Source organism: Streptomyces sp. NPDC045431 (assembly GCF_040646655.1).
Lineage (GTDB): Bacteria > Actinomycetota > Actinomycetes > Streptomycetales > Streptomycetaceae > Streptomyces.
On the sequence record NZ_JBEZAQ010000027.1, the window covers coordinates 41,762 to 58,360 of the forward strand.

The 16,599-nt window shown below is 72.8% G+C and carries 16 protein-coding genes; 2 read left to right on the forward strand and 14 right to left on the reverse strand.

Annotated elements, in window-relative coordinates:
- Window positions 1-93: 93 nt before the first annotated feature.
- From AB0A69_RS31850 to fmt, 5 genes are all read right to left on the reverse strand, one after another.
- Entirely contained in the window at window positions 94-1,536 is a 1,443-nt protein-coding gene (locus tag AB0A69_RS31850) for a GuaB1 family IMP dehydrogenase-related protein (RefSeq protein ID WP_361429235.1), read from the reverse strand.
- A gap of 157 nt (window positions 1,537-1,693) precedes the next feature.
- Window positions 1,694-2,707, reverse strand: coding sequence for a sugar-binding domain-containing protein (locus tag AB0A69_RS31855; protein ID WP_361429263.1), 1,014 nt, complete (start codon window positions 2,705-2,707; stop codon window positions 1,694-1,696).
- A 107-nt stretch (window positions 2,708-2,814) separates the two neighbouring features.
- Window positions 2,815-3,498, reverse strand: a complete 684-nt coding sequence (rpe, locus tag AB0A69_RS31860; RefSeq protein ID WP_361429237.1) for a ribulose-phosphate 3-epimerase — start codon at window positions 3,496-3,498, stop codon at window positions 2,815-2,817.
- A gap of 108 nt (window positions 3,499-3,606) precedes the next feature.
- Entirely contained in the window at window positions 3,607-5,028 is a 1,422-nt protein-coding gene (locus AB0A69_RS31865; RefSeq protein ID WP_361429239.1) for a transcription antitermination factor NusB, read from the reverse strand.
- 72 nt (window positions 5,029-5,100) lie between these two features.
- Window positions 5,101-6,042 (reverse strand): methionyl-tRNA formyltransferase, encoded by a 942-nt coding sequence (fmt, locus tag AB0A69_RS31870; protein WP_361429241.1) that lies wholly within the window; start codon window positions 6,040-6,042, stop codon window positions 5,101-5,103.
- Between the two features lie 233 nt (window positions 6,043-6,275).
- Between fmt and AB0A69_RS31875 the strand changes: the two genes are divergently transcribed.
- Window positions 6,276-6,791, forward strand: coding sequence for a hypothetical protein (locus AB0A69_RS31875; RefSeq protein ID WP_361429243.1), 516 nt, complete (start codon window positions 6,276-6,278; stop codon window positions 6,789-6,791).
- A gap of 270 nt (window positions 6,792-7,061) precedes the next feature.
- Here AB0A69_RS31875 and AB0A69_RS31880 read toward each other — a convergent pair whose 3' ends face one another.
- Window positions 7,062-9,215, reverse strand: a complete 2,154-nt coding sequence (locus AB0A69_RS31880) for a primosomal protein N' (protein ID WP_361429245.1) — start codon at window positions 9,213-9,215, stop codon at window positions 7,062-7,064.
- A 65-nt stretch (window positions 9,216-9,280) separates the two neighbouring features.
- On the opposite strand from AB0A69_RS31880, the gene AB0A69_RS31885 reads away from it, so the two are divergent.
- On the forward strand, window positions 9,281-9,955 hold the full coding sequence (locus AB0A69_RS31885) for a hypothetical protein (protein ID WP_361429247.1): 675 nt from the start codon (window positions 9,281-9,283) through the stop codon (window positions 9,953-9,955).
- A gap of 63 nt (window positions 9,956-10,018) precedes the next feature.
- Here AB0A69_RS31885 and metK read toward each other — a convergent pair whose 3' ends face one another.
- From metK to AB0A69_RS31925, 8 genes are all read right to left on the reverse strand, one after another.
- Window positions 10,019-11,227 carry a methionine adenosyltransferase gene (gene metK / locus AB0A69_RS31890; RefSeq protein WP_355367351.1) on the reverse strand — a complete coding sequence of 403 codons (1,209 nt, stop codon included), beginning with the start codon at window positions 11,225-11,227 and terminating at the stop codon, window positions 10,019-10,021.
- A 249-nt stretch (window positions 11,228-11,476) separates the two neighbouring features.
- Window positions 11,477-12,688 (reverse strand): bifunctional phosphopantothenoylcysteine decarboxylase/phosphopantothenate--cysteine ligase CoaBC, encoded by a 1,212-nt coding sequence (gene coaBC, locus AB0A69_RS31895; protein ID WP_361429250.1) that lies wholly within the window; start codon window positions 12,686-12,688, stop codon window positions 11,477-11,479.
- A 139-nt stretch (window positions 12,689-12,827) separates the two neighbouring features.
- A complete protein-coding gene (gene rpoZ / locus AB0A69_RS31900) occupies window positions 12,828-13,100 on the reverse strand; it encodes a DNA-directed RNA polymerase subunit omega (protein ID WP_355367345.1) in 273 nt (90 codons plus the stop codon).
- Between the two features lie 38 nt (window positions 13,101-13,138).
- Window positions 13,139-13,708 (reverse strand): guanylate kinase, encoded by a 570-nt coding sequence (gmk, locus tag AB0A69_RS31905; protein WP_361429252.1) that lies wholly within the window; start codon window positions 13,706-13,708, stop codon window positions 13,139-13,141.
- 49 nt (window positions 13,709-13,757) lie between these two features.
- Entirely contained in the window at window positions 13,758-14,081 is a 324-nt protein-coding gene (locus tag AB0A69_RS31910; RefSeq protein ID WP_355367339.1) for an integration host factor, read from the reverse strand.
- Between the two features lie 288 nt (window positions 14,082-14,369).
- Window positions 14,370-15,221, reverse strand: a complete 852-nt coding sequence (pyrF, locus tag AB0A69_RS31915) for an orotidine-5'-phosphate decarboxylase (protein ID WP_361429255.1) — start codon at window positions 15,219-15,221, stop codon at window positions 14,370-14,372.
- Window positions 15,218-16,321, reverse strand: coding sequence for a quinone-dependent dihydroorotate dehydrogenase (locus AB0A69_RS31920; protein WP_361429265.1), 1,104 nt, complete (start codon window positions 16,319-16,321; stop codon window positions 15,218-15,220). Before AB0A69_RS31920 ends, pyrF begins: the two co-directional genes overlap by 4 nt.
- Before the next feature lie 77 nt (window positions 16,322-16,398).
- Window positions 16,399-16,599, reverse strand: a 201-nt coding sequence (locus AB0A69_RS31925) for a hypothetical protein (RefSeq protein ID WP_361429257.1), incomplete at its 5' end; no start/stop codon positions are given.

Sequence of the window (16,599 nt, forward strand, 5' to 3'; positions counted from 1 at the left end):
CGAAGGGGCCGCTTACGCCGATGGCGCAAACGACCCCTTCCTCTTGACGCAGGGGGCCACACCGGCCGTTACGGTCGGCCGATTGACGGAGCGTCAGCTCCAGCTGGCGTGCAGCGGCTTGCCCTCGGCGTAACCGGCGGCGCTCTGGATGCCGACGATGGCCTTCTCGGCGAACTCCTCCAGGGAGCCGGCACCGGCGTAGGTGCAGGAGGAGCGGACGCCCGCGATGATCGAGTCGATCAGGTCCTCGACGCCCGGCCGGGACGGGTCGAGGAACATGCGCGAGTGGGAGATGCCCTCCTCGAAAAGCGCCTTGCGGGCCCGGTCGTACGCGGACTCCTCGCTCGTGCGGTTGCGGACGGCGCGCTTGGACGCCATCCCGAAGGACTCCTTGTACAGACGCCCGTTGGCGTCCTGCTGGAGGTCGCCCGGGGACTCGTACGTCCCGGCGAACCAGGAGCCGATCATCACGTTGGACGCACCGGCGGCGAGCGCCATGGCGACGTCGCGCGGGTGGCGGACACCGCCGTCGGCCCAGACGTGCTTGCCGTACTTCTTCGCCTCGGCGGCGCACTCCAGGACGGCGGAGAACTGCGGGCGGCCCACGCCGGTCATCATGCGGGTGGTGCACATGGCGCCGGGGCCCACACCGACCTTGATGATGTCCGCGCCGGCCTCGATCAGGTCGCGCACGCCCTCGGCGGCGACGATGTTGCCCGCGACGATCGGGACGTGCGGGTCCAGGCCGCGCACGGTCCGGATCGCGCTGATCATGGACTCCTGGTGGCCGTGCGCGGTGTCGATGACGAGCGTGTCCACGCCCGCGTCGAGCAGCTGCTTGGCCTTGCCCGCCACGTCGCCGTTGATGCCGACGGCGGCGGCGATGCGCAGCTTGCCGTTGGCGTCGACGGCCGGGCTGTAGAGGGTCGCGCGCAGGGCGCCCTTGCGGGTCAGGATGCCGGCGAGGCGGCCGTCCTCGTCCACGGCGGGGGCGTAGCGGCGGTTGTGGTGGTCCAGCGTGTTGAACGCCTCGCGCGGGTCGATGTCCGCGTCGAGGAGCAGCAGGTCCTTGGACATGACCTCGGAGAGCTGCGTGAAGCGGTCCACACCGGTCAGGTCCTGGTCGGTGACGACACCGATCGGGCGCCGGTCGGCGTCGACGACCACACCGGCGTTGTGCGCGCGCTTCGGCAGCAGCGACAGCGCGTCGGCGACGGTCTGGTGCGGGTCGAGGACGATCGGGGTGTCGAGCACGTGGTGGCGGCTCTTGACCCAGGAGATGACGTCGGTGACGACCTCGATCGGAATGTCCTGCGGGATGACGACCAGGCCACCGCGGCGGGCGACGGTCTCGGCCATCCGGCGGCCGGCGATCGCGGTCATGTTGGCGACGACCAGCGGGATGGTGGTCCCGGTCCCGTCGGGGGAGGACAGGTCGACACCCTGGCGGGAGCCCACGGCCGAGCGGCTAGGCACCATGAATACGTCGTCGTACGTGAGGTCGTACGGCGGCTTCAGGTCATTGAGGAAACGCACGTGCTGAACATCCCAGTCGTTCGGAGTTGGCCCCCGGGCATTTCAGCCGGGGGGAAAACGCACGTACTTCATTGTCCCATGGCGCCGCCGGTATCGACCCCAGGCGAAAGCTCCAGGCCACGCCGGGGTGGACTGGTAGCTTCCTACGAGAGCGTCGCTATGCGTCCGGGTCGGCGCGGTCCAAGGCCGGCCGCGGACCCGGGGCGAACTCCGTGAGCAGGTAGTCGGCGGCCGAGGTGTCCGTGACCAGGCTGGTGACCAGCCCCGAGCGCAGGACGGCGCCGATCGCCGCGGCCTTGCGCTGGCCGCCCGCGATGGCCACCACCTCGGGGATGCGGCGGAGCCGGTCGGCCTCGACCGTGATGCACCGCTCGCCGAGGTCGCGGCCGACGCGCCGGCCGTGGGCGTCGAAGAGGTGGGCCGACATCTCGGCGGCGACACCGAGGGAGGCGTAGTGGGCGCGCTCCTCGTCGCTGAGCATGTCGTGGACGGTGGAGATGCCCGGCTCCCAGGAGCCGATGGAGACCGCGGCGACCGTCACCTTGTCGAAGTACTCGAAGGCGCGGGCGATACCGGTCTGGCTGCGCAGCGCGGCGGCGGTCGCCGGGTCGGGCAGCAGCATCGGCGCGTAGATCGGGTGCGCTTCGCCGCCGGAGACCTGGGCGGCACGGCGTACCGCCTCGACCGAGCCGCGCTCGGCGGTGCCGGCGTCGTACACCCCGGTGAGCTGGACGACCGTGCAGGGCGGCAGCCGGTCGAGGGCGGCCGCCATGTGGATGGTGGAGCGGCCCCAGGCCAGGCCCAGGACGTCGCCCTCGTTCACCAGCTCGCCGAGCAGGTCGGCGGCGACCTCGCCGAGGTTCTCCGGGTCGGGCGACTCGTCCTCGCCCTCCGGCGGCGACTCGACGACGACCGCGTGGCGCAGCCCGTAGCGGGCGCGCAGCGCGTCGGAGCGCTCCGCGTCGAGCTCGGCGGGCACGCGGATCTCGATCCGTACGAGATCACGTTCCAGGGCGGTCTCCAGGACCCGGGCGACCTTGAAGCGGCTTACGCCGAACTCCTCGGCGATCTGGATCTTGGATTTGCCCTCGAGGTAGAAGCGGCGGGCCATGGCCGCCGCCTGCACCAGCTCCGCGGGTCCCATCCGCAGGGCTGGCCGTCCCGCCGACATTGCAGACACCGCGATCTCCTCACTGCTGTTCGCACTCCGGATTGCCATCCTTGCAGATCCGGCGTTCCTTGATCAGTCCTGTTGGTTTGCGTTCACCGGGCCGTTGCTCAGTGGGCGCAGGCCCAGGCGGCGGACGCGGTGGTCCGCTCCGCCTTGTCGCGCAGCGCCCGTACGGCCGCGGCCGGGTCCTCGGCGCCGTACACCGCGGAACCGGCGACGAAGACGTCGGCGCCGGCCTCGGCGCAGCGCTCGATGGTCGACTCCGAGACGCCGCCGTCGACCTGGAGCCACAGCTGGAGGCCGTGCTTGGAGATCAGCTCCCGGGTGCGGCGGATCTTCGGCAGCATGATGTCCAGGAAGGCCTGGCCCCCGAAGCCCGGCTCCACCGTCATGATCAGCAGCATGTCGAGCTCGGGCAGCAGGTCCTCGTACGGCTCGATCGGCGTCGCGGGCTTCAGCGCCATCGACGCCCGCGCCCCCTTGGCCCGGATCTCCCGCGCCAGCCGCACCGGCGCGGCGGCCGCCTCCACGTGGAAGGTGACCGACCCGGCGCCCGCCTCCACGTACTGCGGGGCCCAGCGGTCCGGGTCCTCGATCATCAGATGGCAGTCCAGCGGGGTGTCCGTCGCCCGGCTCAGCGACTCGACGACCGGAACGCCCAGGGTCAGGTTGGGCACGAAGTGGTTGTCCATGACGTCGACGTGGAGCCAGTCGGCGCCCTCCACGGCCCTCGCCTCCTCGGCGAGACGGGCGAAGTCGGCGGACAGGATGCTGGGGTTGATCTGTGCCATGAGCCAAGCCTGCCATGTCTCATGGGGTTTCCTTTACCCGATGCCGGTCCGGGTCTCGGTTGACCGGGCACACAAGCCGCATTCCCGGCGCAATCGTCCCGGCCGCCGTCACGCCGTACGCCGCAGCAGCGCCAGGTACATCGCGTCCGTGCCGTGCAGATGCGGCCACAGCTGTACGTCGGGGCCGTCGCCGAGCGCCGGGACGCCCGGCATCAGGGGCCTGGCGTCGATGAGCTCGGCGCCGCCGTGCCTCTTCAGGACGTCGTCGACGACGATCCGGGTCTCGGCCAGGTGCGGCGAGCAGGTGGCGTAGCCGACCACGCCGCCGACCCGCGCCGCCTTCAACGCCTCGGTGAGCAGGGTGCGTTGGAGCGGCGCGAAGCTGTCGAGGTCCTCCGGGCGCCGGCGCCAGCGCGCCTCGGGGCGGCGGCGCAGCGCGCCCAGGCCCGAGCACGGCACGTCGACGAGGACGCGGTCGAAGGAGCCGGGGCGCCACGGCGGACGCGTGCCGTCGGCGGCGATCACCTGGTACGGGCCGGGGTTCCCGGTCAGCGCCCGATCCACCAGGCGCGCGCGGTGCGGCTGCTTCTCGGAGGCGAGCAGCGCGGCGCCGCGCTCCGCGGCCAGCGCGCCCAGCAGGGCCGCCTTGCCGCCGGGGCCCGCGCAGCCGTCGAGCCAGCGCGCGTCGGGGCCGTCGAGCGGGGCGTTGGCGAGGGCGATCGCGACGAGCTGGCTGCCCTCGTCCTGGACCCCGGCGCGGCCCTCGCGCACGGCGTCGATCGCGCCCGGCTCGCCGCCCTCGGCGAGCCGCACGGCGTACGGGGACCAGCGCCCCGGCAGCCCCGCCTCGTCGCCCAGCACGTCCAGCAGCTCGGCCGTGGTGGAGCGGCCCGGGCGGGCCACCAGCGTGACCTCGGGCCGCTCGTTGTCGGCCTCCAGCAGGTCCTCGATCCCGGCGCGGCCGCCGCCCAGCGCGTCCCAGAGCGCCGAGACGACCCACCGCGGGTGCGAGTGCACGACCGCCAGGTGGTCCTCGGCGTCCTTGTCGTACGGCGGGGCCACCTGCTCCAGCCAGGCGTCGAGATCGTGCTGCGCGATCTTCCGCAGGACGGCGTTGACGAACTTGGCGCGCCCGTCGCCCAGCACCACCCGCGCCAGTTCCACGCTCGCCGAGACCGCCGCGTGCGTGGGGATGCGCGTGCCCAGCAGCTGGTGCGCCCCGAGCGAGAGCACGTCGAGGACCGGCGGGTCGACCTCGCGCAGCGGCCGGTCCACGCAGGCCGCGATGATCGCGTCGTACGTGCCCTGCCGGCGCAGCGTCCCGTACACCAGCTCCGTGGCGAGCGCCGCGTCGCGCCCGTCGAACCCCTCCTTCTCGCGCGCCTTCCTCAGCAGCGGCGGGAGGACGAGGTTGGCGTACGCGTCCCGCTCGTCGACCGCGCGCAGCGCTTCGAAGGCCAGCATGCGCACCGGGTCCTTCTTGGGGCGGCGGTACGGCTTGGACGGACGGCGACGGGACTGCTCGCTCAAAAGGTGCTCCGCTTTTCGGGCTTTTCAGGCTTTCCGGTGAGGCTGGGTCCCTCGGGTCGGACCCCTTTCAGCCTACGCCGCCGCGGGGCCCACCTTCTCGCCCGGGGCGATCCGCACGCCCCGCGCCCAGTCGGCGCCGCGCATCGGCTTCTTGCCCTGCGGCTGCACCCACAGCAGCTCGACGGCGTGGGAGCCGGTGCCGACGTACACGTTGTTCTTGGCGGCCGCGAGCTCGCCGGGGGCGAGGTCCGTGCGGTCCGGAACGAGGGCCGCCTGGACGACCTTGAGCCGCTCGTCGCGGAAGACGGTCCAGGCGCCGGGCGCGGGCGTGCAGCCGCGTACGACGCGGTCGACGCGGAGCGCGGGCGCCGCCCAGTCGATGTGCGCGTCCTCGACGGTCAGCTTCGGGGCGAGGGTGATGCCCTCGGCCGGCTGCGGCACCGCCTCGAGGGTGCCGTCCTCGATGCCGTCCATGGTCGCCACGAGCAGCCCGGCACCGGCGAAGGCGAGGCGGGTCAGCAGGTCGCCGCTGGTGTCGGTGGGCCGCACCTCCTCGGTGATCACCCCATACACCGGTCCGGAGTCCAGGCCCTCCTCGATCCGGAACGTCGACGCGCCGGTCACCTCGTCCCCCGCCATGATCGCGTGCTGTACGGGCGCGGCGCCGCGCCAGGCCGGCAGCAGCGAGAAGTGGAGGTTGACCCAGCCGTGGGCGGGGATGTCGAGCGCCGCCTTGGGCAGCAGCGCGCCGTAGGCGACGACCGGGCAGCAGTCCGGCGCGATCTCCCGCAGCCGCGCCTGGAACGCCTCGTCGCGGGGCCTGGCCGGCTTGAGGACCTCGATGCCCTCCTCCTCGGCGCGCTGGGCGACGGGGCTGGCGACCAGGCGGCGCCCGCGCCCGGCGGGCGCGTCGGGCCGGGTGACGACGGCGGCCACCTCGTGCCGGTCCGAGGCGATCAGGGCGTCCAGGGCGGGTACGGCGACCTCGGGGGTGCCTGCGAAGACGAGCTTCATCGGTGGCTGACTGCCTGTCTGTTGGAGGCGGTGGTGGGCAACGCACCAGTCTAGGTCGTGTCCGCGGGGGGCGTACGCAGCCGTGTGCGCCCCGCGCATATGCGGATACGCCTCTTCAGCGTGACCCCGACCGCAGGTGGAGCGTTGGTCAAGCAGAGATTGACCGAAACGGGCCGCCCCGGTGCCCCCGGTGCGGCCCGACCCTTTTCAACGCCGGTTCGAGAGGCTTGTAAATGGCCGACCACGCAACCCACGACGCCCAAGCCCGGGCAAGCCTGCACCTGTTGGTGCGGGACATCGAGCGGGTCCGCCGGCAGGTGGACGCACTGCGCACGCTCACGGCCCAGCTGGGCAATGTGTACCGCCCGCGGCGATCCGGCCCGTCCACGGGCTTCGTCGTCTACGGCAGGGCCCCGGCCCCGACCGTCCGGCTCGCCCAGGAGCTGCGGGACAGCGTCGAGACGCTGGTCACCGCGGCGGTCGACTTCGACCGCTCGCTCGGGTTCTCGTGGGACGCGGTGGGCTCGGCGCTCGGGGTCACGAAGCAGGCGGTGCACCGCCGGTACGGCTCCCGCAGCCGCCAGCCGGCCGCGCCGGAGCAGGACCGCGCCGCGGAGCCCGGCGCCACCCGCACGATGCCGGTCGTGCCCTCGGTTCCCGCGGCCCGCTCGATGCCGCCCCAGCCGACGGCCGGCTCGCTGCGCGAGGAGCCCCGCCCGAGCGCGTTCCCCTCCCCGCGCAACGGCTGACCCGCATAACGGCTCAACCGCGTAACGGCTCACCCGCGCAACGGCTCAACCGCGCCACGGCTGACCCGCGCATCGGCTGATCCACCCCACCGCCGAGCAGCCGCTCCGGTCATCCGGCCCCCGCCCCCGCGGACTTCGCGAGGCGGGGGCCGACGCGGCTCCGGAGCCGGGGCTGCAGCGGCCTCCCGCTAGAGGCCGACGCGGCTCTCGGGGCAAGGCTTCGGGGGCAAGGGCCGACACCGCTCGTACCGCAGCCGGTGTCCGCGGCCCTCACCCGATGTCCGGCGGGTCCACCCGGACCCGTACCGGATCGCCCCCACCGCGTGCCAGCCGGGCCGCCTGCGCCGCCTTCAGCGCGGCGGCCAGCGCTGCCCCGCTGCCCGGCGGCACCCGCAGCAGCGCCCGCTCCCACACCTCGCCGGGCGGGGGGTCGCCGGGGCGCCTCGGGGCCCCGGGGGGCGGGGGCGGCAGTGGCACCGGCCCCAGCACCTCGGTCTCGCGCGGCAGCTCGGCCGCCGCCAGGAACGCCGCCACCGCCTCCGCGCGCCCCGACACCGCCGCCATCCGCGAGACCGGCGGGAAGCCCAGCTCCGCGCGCTCGGCGAGCTCCCGCTGGGCGTGTCCCACCGGGTCCCAGCGCACCAGCGCCTGCACCGGCCGCAGCGTCGGCTCGGCCACGACCACCACGGTGCCGCCCTCGGCCTGCCCGCGCACCAGCGAGGCCGCGTCGATCCAGCGCCGCAGCGCCTCCTCGCCCGCCCGCAGGTCGGGCCGCCCGAGCATGGCCCAGCCGTCGAGCAGCAGCGCCGCGGCGTAACCGCCCTCGGCGACCGGTTCGGCGCCCGGGGTGCTCACCACCAGCGCGGGCCGCGCGGGCACGGCGTCCAGGACGTGGTCGCGCCCCGAGGTCCGTACCGGAACCGCCGGGAACGCCCGGCCCAGCTCCTCCGCCGTGCGCCGCGCGCCCACCACCTGCGCGCGCAGCCGCACCGCCCCGCACTCGAGGCAACTCCAGTCCGGGGCGCCCCGCCCGCACCACCCGCACCGCAGGTCCCGCTGCTCGGGCGCCTCCAGCGGGCCCGCGCAGTGCCGACAGCGCGCGGGCGTACGGCACCGCTCGCACGCCAGCCTCGGTACGTAGCCCCGGCGCGGCACCTGCACCAGCACGGGGCCGGTCTTCAGGCCCTCGCGTACGGTCTGCCAGGCCAGCGAGGGCAGCCGCGCGGCGCGGGCGGCCTCGTCGCGCGCCAGCTCCCCGTCCCCCACGGTCCGTACGAGCGGTGCGGCGGCCCGCACCTGCTCGCGGGGCGCCAGGAGGGGGCGGGCCCAGCCGGTCTCGACGAGCTGCGCGGCCTCCACCGTGCAGCTGGTGGAGCCCAGCAGGAAGGCGCACTTGTCGTGGGCGGCGCGCAGCAGCAGCACCTCGCGGGCGTGCGGCAGTGGCGCGTGCGGTTCGCTGTGACTGCCGTCCCCGTCGTCCCACAGGGCGACGAGGCCGAGGTCGGCGACCGGCGCGAACATCGCCGCGCGTGTCCCGACGACCGCGCGCACGGCGCCGCGCCGCACGGCGAGCCACTGCGCGTACCGCTTCTCGGGGCCCGCCTCGGCGGTGAGCAGCGCGTGCCGCCCCTCCCCCAGCACGACCGTCAGGGCCGCGTCGACCCGCGCGGCGGCCCGCCCGTCGGGCACCACGACGAGCGCGCCGCGCCCGGAGGCGAGGGTGGCGGCCACCGCGCGGGCGAGCTCCTCCGCCCAGTGGGGCCCGGGCAGCGCGTTCCACACGGCCCGGGGTGCGTCCCCCTGGGCCAGCGCCCGCAGGAACGCCGTGCCCTGCGCGTAGCGCTCCCAGGTCCCGGGCTCCGGCGGGGCCGGGGGCGGCAGCGGCGCGGGCGACGGCCGGGCCTCCGCGCGGGCGTTGCGCGGCGGGATCGCGAGCTGGAGCACGTCGGCGAGGCTCCCGGCGTACCGGTCGGCCACCGCCCGCGCGAGCCGCAGCAGCTCGTCGCTCAGCACCGGCTCGGGCGAGACCACGTCGGCGAGCGCGGCGAGCGGCCCGGAGTAGTCGGACTCGGCGCGGCGCTCGATGAGGAACCCGTCGATGAGCCGACCGCCCTCGCGCCGCCCGTCGCGCACCTGATGGGACCCGGCCCCGAACCGCACCCGCACCCGCACCCCCGGCCGCGCGACGGCGTCGAGCTCCTCGGGGACGGCGTAGTCGAAGAACTGGTCCAGGTGGAGCACGCCCTTGTTGACCACCACCCGCGCGACGGGCAGCTCCTTGGCCAGCGCGGCCCCCCGCCAGGTCCGCGGCTTGGCCCGCGGCACCTTGGCCCTGCGCACGGTCTCGCGTATGAGCGCGAGCTGCTCGGGCGGCTCGGCCGCCCCCCGACCGCCGCCCTCCGGCTTCCCGTTGTCGCTGCTCACAGCCCCATTCCTACCAGAGCCCACTGACAACGCCCGCTGTCAGTGGCATGCGCTTGGATACCCCCGTGACCGTTTATGACACCGCGAAGCTCCTGCCGTCGATACCGGAACTGCGCGACCACTGCCGCGCTCTCGCCATGCTGGAGGCGGTGATCAGTCCCGACGCGGACTTCCGTCACTACACCTTCGACACGCACTGGAGCCCGACCGATGAGCTCGCCTCGATGAGCAACGGCTCGGGCGATGAGTACTCCATCGTCCTCGCCCCGGCGGGCGCGTACATCCGGGGCTTCGACCATGAGTCGCCGATGAGCCCTTACGTCGACGATGTGCCGTGGCCCGGCGTGGTGGACGAGGTCCCGGACGTCTTCCGGCGGTACGTCGACGAGCCGGCCTTCTCCCACGGCCTGGGGTTTCCGTGCGTCACCGCCTGCCTGTGGCGGACGGCCGACGACGACTCCTGGCGCGCGGGCGCCATCGACTTCCCCGACGCCTGCGACCCGGACGGCTCTGCGTACCTCTTCGAGCATCTGACGGACCGCTCCGCCGAGGTGTACCTGGAGTTCGCCGTGGACATGCACGAGGTCCCGGTCGATCTCGACGCGGTACGGCACGTCCTGGCGCTGCGCCCTCTCACCGACGAACTGGTCGCCGTCCTGAACCCCCGGCTCACTCTGAGCGCTCTGGCCGACGACCTCGCGACCATCGGCTACCCCGCCGATCCGCGGCCCGGCTCCTGAAAACGCCGGAGTCCGGCACCCTCGCGACGAGGGACCGGACTCCGGGGTGCTTCTTCGAAGGGCTTACAGGCCGGCGGCCGCGCGCAGCGCGTCCACGCGGTCCGTGCGCTCCCAGGTGAAGTCGGGGAGCTCGCGGCCGAAGTGGCCGTACGCCGCCGTCTGGGAGTAGATCGGGCGCAGCAGGTCGAGGTCGCGGATGATCGCGGCCGGGCGGAGGTCGAAGACCTCGGCGATGGCGGTCTCGATCTTCTCGACGTCGACCTTGGCGGTGCCGAAGGTCTCGACGAAGAGGCCGACGGGCTCGGCCTTGCCGATGGCGTAGGCGACCTGGACTTCGCAGCGGGAGGCCAGGCCGGCCGCCACGACGTTCTTGGCGACCCAGCGCATGGCGTAGGCGGCCGAGCGGTCGACCTTGGACGGGTCCTTGCCGGAGAAGGCGCCGCCGCCGTGGCGGGCCATGCCGCCGTAGGTGTCGATGATGATCTTGCGGCCGGTCAGGCCGGCGTCGCCCATCGGGCCGCCGATCTCGAAGCGGCCGGTCGGGTTGACCAGCAGGCGGTAGCCCTCGGTCTCCAGCTTGATGCCGTCGTCCAGGAGCTGCTTGAGCACGTGCTCGACGACGAACTCGCGGATGTCGGGCGCGAGCAGCGACTCGAGGTCGATGTCGGAGGCGTGCTGCGAGGAGACGACGACCGTGTCGAGGCGGACGGCCTTGTCGCCGTCGTACTCGATGGTGACCTGGGTCTTGCCGTCCGGGCGCAGGTAGGGGATGGTCCCGTTCTTGCGGACCTCGGTCAGACGGCGGGAGAGCCGGTGGGCGAGGTGGATCGGGAGCGGCATGAGCTCCGGCGTCTCGTCCGACGCGTACCCGAACATCAGGCCCTGGTCGCCGGCGCCCTGCTTGTCGAGCTCGTCCTCGTCGCCCTCGACCCGCTGCTCGTAGGCGGTGTCGACACCCTGCGCGATGTCCGGGGACTGCGCGCCGATGGAGACCGAGACGCCACAGGACGCGCCGTCGAAGCCCTTCTTCGAGGAGTCGTAACCGATCTCGAGGATCTTGTTGCGGACGAGCGTGGGGATGTCGGCGTACGCCTTGGTCGTCACCTCGCCGGCCACGTGCACCAGGCCGGTGGTGATCAACGTCTCCACGGCGACGCGGGAGGTGGGGTCCTCCCGCAGCAGCGCGTCGAGAATCGTGTCGCTGATCTGGTCAGCGATCTTGTCGGGGTGACCCTCGGTCACGGACTCCGAGGTGAAGAGACGACGGGACACAACGCTCCCTGGGTTTGCAGCGGCTGCTGGCTGATCGTTTGCGGACCGGCAGGGGGCTGCGCCCCGCGTCGTTCCGAGGACAGTTTATCGGGCGCTCTCGATCGTCGGACCAGGTGTCTCGCACCGTGGGAGTCGGATTGGCCACGTACAGCCGTTCGTGGCTCGAAAACGCTCCCGTTCTTGTCCAGAACGCCGGTCTTCTTACGGTTTCATCCCGCTGGAGGGGAACATGTGACATTCACCGGGCTTCTACCCGAGTCGCCCCAGACGGGGTACGACGAGGTCCCAGACGGTGTCCGCCAGGGCCTCCTTCGGGCCGTACGGGACGGGTGTCTCGGCGCCGTCCGCCGCCAGCACCACGGCCTCGCTCTCCGCGGCGCCGAAGGTCTTGCGCTCCCCCACCTCGTTGACGACGAGGAGGTCACAGCCCTTGCGGCGGAGCTTGTCCCGGCCGTTGGCGAGGACGTCGTCGGTCTCGGCGGCGAATCCGACGACCACCTGGTCGGGCCGGGCCCGGTCGGCGGAGATCTCGGCGAGGACGTCCGGGTTGCGGACCAGCTCGACGGGCGCGGGCTCCTGGCCCTCGCGCTTCTTGATCTTGCCCTCGGCGTACGTGGCAGGGCGGAAGTCCGCGACGGCCGCGGCCATCACCACGGCGTCCGCGTCCGCCGCGGCCTTGAGCACGGCCTCGCGCAGCTGGACGGCGGTGCCCACGTGGACCACGTCGACGCCCGCGGGGTCCGGCATGCCGGTGTTGGCCTCGATGAGCGTCACCCGGGCACCGCGGGCCGCCGCGGTGCGCGCGAGGGCGTACCCCTGCTTGCCGGAGGAACGATTCCCCAGGTAGCGGACGGGGTCCAGCGGCTCGCGGGTGCCCCCCGCGCTGATGACGACGTGCCGGCCCACGAGGTCGGGCGCGGCGGCGCCCCGGGCGAGCACGCGGCGGCAGACCTCGAAGATCTCGTCGGGGTCGGGCAGCCGGCCCTTGCCCGTGTCGGCGCCGGTGAGGCGGCCGACGGCGGGCTCGATGACGACGGCACCGCGGCGGCGCAGCGTGGCGACGTTCTCCTGAGTGGCGGGGTGCTCCCACATCTCGGTGTGCATGGCGGGCGCGAAGACCACCGGGCACCGGGCGGTGAGGAGGGTGTTGGTGAGCAGGTCGTCGGCGAGGCCGTGCGCGGCCTTCGCCAGCATGTCGGCGGTGGCGGGGGCCACGACCACGAGGTCGGCCTGCTGCCCGATCCGGACGTGCGGGACCTCGTGGACGTCCGACCAGACCTCGGTCGAGACGGGGTTCCCGGAGAGGGCGGACCAGGTGGCGGCGCCCACGAAGTGCAGCGCGGAGTCGGTCGGGACGACGCGGACGTCGTGGCCCGACTCGGTCAGCCGCCGCAGCAGCTCGCACGCCTTGTAGGCGGCGATGCCGCCGCTGACGCCCAGGACGACCTTCGGCTTGTGCACTCGTGCCTCCTCAAGGCATTTCCCACCTCGGTGACACGCCCCACGGCGCACCACCGGACACATCTCATGACACACCACAGGCCCGGCGGTGGGTACCGCCGGGCCTGCGAACGACGTGCTGATGCTGAAAAGCGCTGCTTCAGTGCGCCGGGCCCTCAACGGCCTCGGACGTCAGCAGGCCCGCGTTGATCTCGCGCAGCGCGATCGACAGCGGCTTCTCGTGGACGTGGGTGTCCACCAGCGGACCGACGTACTCCAGCAGGCCCTCACCGAGCTGCGAGTAGTACGCGTTGATCTGACGCGCGCGCTTGGCCGCGTAGATCACGAGGCTGTACTTCGAGTCCGTGGCCTCGAGCAGCTCGTCGATCGGCGGGTTGATGATGCCCTCGGGCGCGGTGATGGAAGAGGACACGCTCTACCTTCCGAAAACTTCTGGAAATGGGACAAAGATCAAACAACTTGCATCAAGGCTAGCAGCTCACGCGCTACGTCCTCGACCGAGGTGTTGACGAGCGTGGTGTCGAACTCCGCTTCGGCGGCGAGTTCGATCTTGGCGACCGCGAGCCTGCGCTCGATGACCTCCGGCGGCTCGGTGCCGCGCCCGGTCAGGCGGCGGACCAGTTCGTCCCAGCTCGGCGGGGCGAGGAAGACCAACTGGGCCTCGGGCATCGACTCGCGGACGAGCCGGGCGCCCTGGAGGTCGATCTCCAGCAGGACGGGCTCGCCCGCCTCCAGCCGCTCCATGACGGCGCGGCGGGGGGTGCCGTAGCGGTTGCCCGCGAACTCGGCCCACTCCAGCAGCTCGCCGTTGGCGATCAGCTTGTCGAACTCGTCATCGCCGACGAAGTGGTACTGGACGCCGTCCCGCTCGCCGGGTCGCGGCTTACGGGTCGTGGCGGACACCGACAGCCAGACCTCGGGGTGCACCTTGCGCATATGAGCGACGACCGTGCTCTTGCCGACCCCAGAGGGGCCGGAGAGCACGGTCAGCCGCGGACGTACGTCCGATGTTGCAGCCATGGGGCGATTATTCCAGGTTTACCTCGATGCCCCGGACCGGCCCCGGCCGTCAGGCGCCGGAGCCACCGAACTCGCGCTCCAGGGACGCGATCTGGTTGGAGCCGAGCCCCCGCACGCGGCGGCTTTCGGAAATGCCCAGCCGCTCCATGATCTGCTTGGCGCGGACCTTGCCCACGCCCGGCAGCGACTCGAGGAGGGCGGACACCTTCATCTTGCCGATGACGTCGTTCTTCTGACCCTGCTGGATGACGTCGTGGAGGGAGGCACCGGAGTGCTTGAGTCGATTCTTGACCTCGGCCCGCTCCCGGCGAGCCGCGGCGGCCTTTTCGAGCGCGGCTGCGCGCTGTTCAGGGGTAAGGGGCGGAAGAGCCACGCCTACGTCACCTCGGATGTCGAACTGTCGGATACGGACCGGTGAGGAACCTAGTCGGCCCACACCAGGGGAGCAACGAGCAACGCAGTGCACGTTGGCTCTGCGACGGAGACTAGCGGCCATGGCCGCCGGAGTCAGCGAGAACAGACGAAAAGTCCTGGTCAGCATCGCTCTACCACGACAATACGGGCATATCGGCCGGGTTTTGCGGCCTGTTCCCGCCCTCTTGACGTCAACAAGGTCGCGAGGAGCCTCACCGGATGCCGTGACGCAGCTCACACGGCGGTCTCACCCACCGGTCGCCGCACGTACCTCGTCCGCGTACCGCACCGCCGCCTCGCGCAGCGCCGCCGCGTCGGGGCCGTGGCGCAGCACGCCGCGGCTGACGTTGGGGACGACGTTGCGCACGGCCGCGCCGAAGACGCCCGGGAGGTCGGCCGGGGTGGCGCCCTGCGCGCCGATGCCGGGGGCGAGCAGCGGGCCGTTGATGTCGAGGTCGTACGAGGAGAGGTCGCCGAGCGTCGCGCCGACGACCGCGCCGAAGGAGCCGAGCGGGGTCTCCCCCGCGTTCTCCTCGGCGAGGTGGGCCAGCATCGTCGCGCCGATGGTGCGGCCGGCCGGGTCGTCGGTGCGTACCGCCCGCTGCACCTCGGCGCCCTCCGGGTTCGAGGTGAGGGCGAGCACGAACAGCCCGGCGCCGCTCTCGCGCGCCAGGTCCACCGCCGGCTTCAGCGAGCCGTACCCGAGGTACGGGGAGACCGTCAGGGCGTCCGAGAAGAGCGGGGCGTTCTTGCGCAGGTAGGTCTCGGCGTACGCGGCCATCGTGGAGCCGATGTCGCCGCGCTTGGCGTCCATGACGACCAGCGCGCCCGCGTCCCGCAGGTCCGCGACGGCGCGCTCCAGGACGGCGATGCCGCGGGAGCCGAACCGCTCGAAGAAGGCGCTCTGCGGTTTGAAGACGGCGACCGTGCCGGCGAGGGCGTCGACGACGGTGCGGGTGAAGGTCTCCAGGCCCGCCACGTCGTCGTTCAGGCCCCAGGCGGCCAGGAGGGAGCTGTGCGGGTCGATGCCGACGCACAGCGGGCCGCGGGTGTCCATGGCGCGGCGGAGGCGGGCGCCGAAGGGTTCGAGCGGGCTCATACGGTGGCCTTTCGGGTGTCGGCGCCGACGGCCTCGGCGAGGGTGGCGTACGGCGAGGCGTTCAGCCGGGCCGCGAGGCCCTTGTGGATCGCGCGGGCGTAGAAGGGGCCCTCGTAGATGAAGGCGCTGTAGCCCTGGACGAGGGTGGCGCCCGCGAGGATGCGCTGCCAGGCGTCCTCGGCGGTCTCGATGCCGCCGACACCCACGAGGGTGATGCGGTCGCCTACGCGCGCGTACAGGCGGCGCAGGACCTCCAGGGAGCGCTCCTTCAGCGGCGCGCCGGACAGGCCGCCGGTCTCGCTCGTCAGGTACGCCGGGGACTTCAGGCCCTCGCGGTCGATGGTGGTGTTGGTGGCGATGATGCCGTCCAGGCCGAGTTCGACGGCGAGGTCGGCGACGGCGTCGACGTCCTCGTCGGCGAGGTCGGGCGCGATCTTGACGAGCAGCGGGACGCGGCGGCCGGTGACCGTGCGGTCGGCGGCCTCGCGGACGGCGCTCAGCAGGGGCCGCAGGTGCTCGACGGCCTGGAGGTTGCGCAGGCCGGGCGTGTTGGGCGAGGAGACGTTGACGACCAGGTAGTCGGCGTGGCGGGCGAGCCGCTCCGTGGACGTCACGTAGTCGCCGACGGCTTCGGCCTCCGGGACGACCTTCGTCTTGCCGATGTTGACGCCGACGACGGTCTTGAAGACCGGCACGCGCGCCTGGAGGCGGTCGGCGACGGCGGCGGAGCCGTCGTTGTTGAAGCCCATGCGGTTGATCAGGGCGCGGTCCGCGACGAGGCGGAAGAGGCGCTTCTTGGGGTTGCCGGCCTGCGGCTCGCCGGTGACGGTGCCGATCTCGACGTGGTCGAAGCCGAGCATCGCCATGCCGTCGATGGCCACGGCGTTCTTGTCGAAGCCGGCCGCGAGCCCGAAGGGGCCGTGCATGCGCAGGCCGAGCGCCTCGGTGCGCAGCTCCTTGTAGCGGGGCGCGAGGGCGGCGGCGAGGAAGGTGCGCAGCACGGGGACGCGGACGGCGAGGCGGATCCAGCGGAAGGCGAGGTAGTGGGCCTTCTCGGGGTCCATCCGCTTGAAGACCAGGTGGAAGAAGAGCTTGTACATGGTGTGTGTCCTCATGAACGACTTCATGAGAAGGGGGACACCGGTTTGTGGCCGGTGTCCCCCTCCCCCGTGGGCTGTCAGTCCTCGCGGGCCGCGGTGAGGTGCTGGGCGTGTTCCTGGAGGGAACGCACGCCCACTCCGCCGTGGTTGAGGGCGTCGATGCCCTGGACGGCGGCGGCGAGTGCCTGGACCGTGGTCAGGCACGGGACGCCACGGGCGACGGCCGCGGTGCGGATCTCGTAGCCGTCGAGACGGCCACCGGTGCCGTAGGGGGTGTT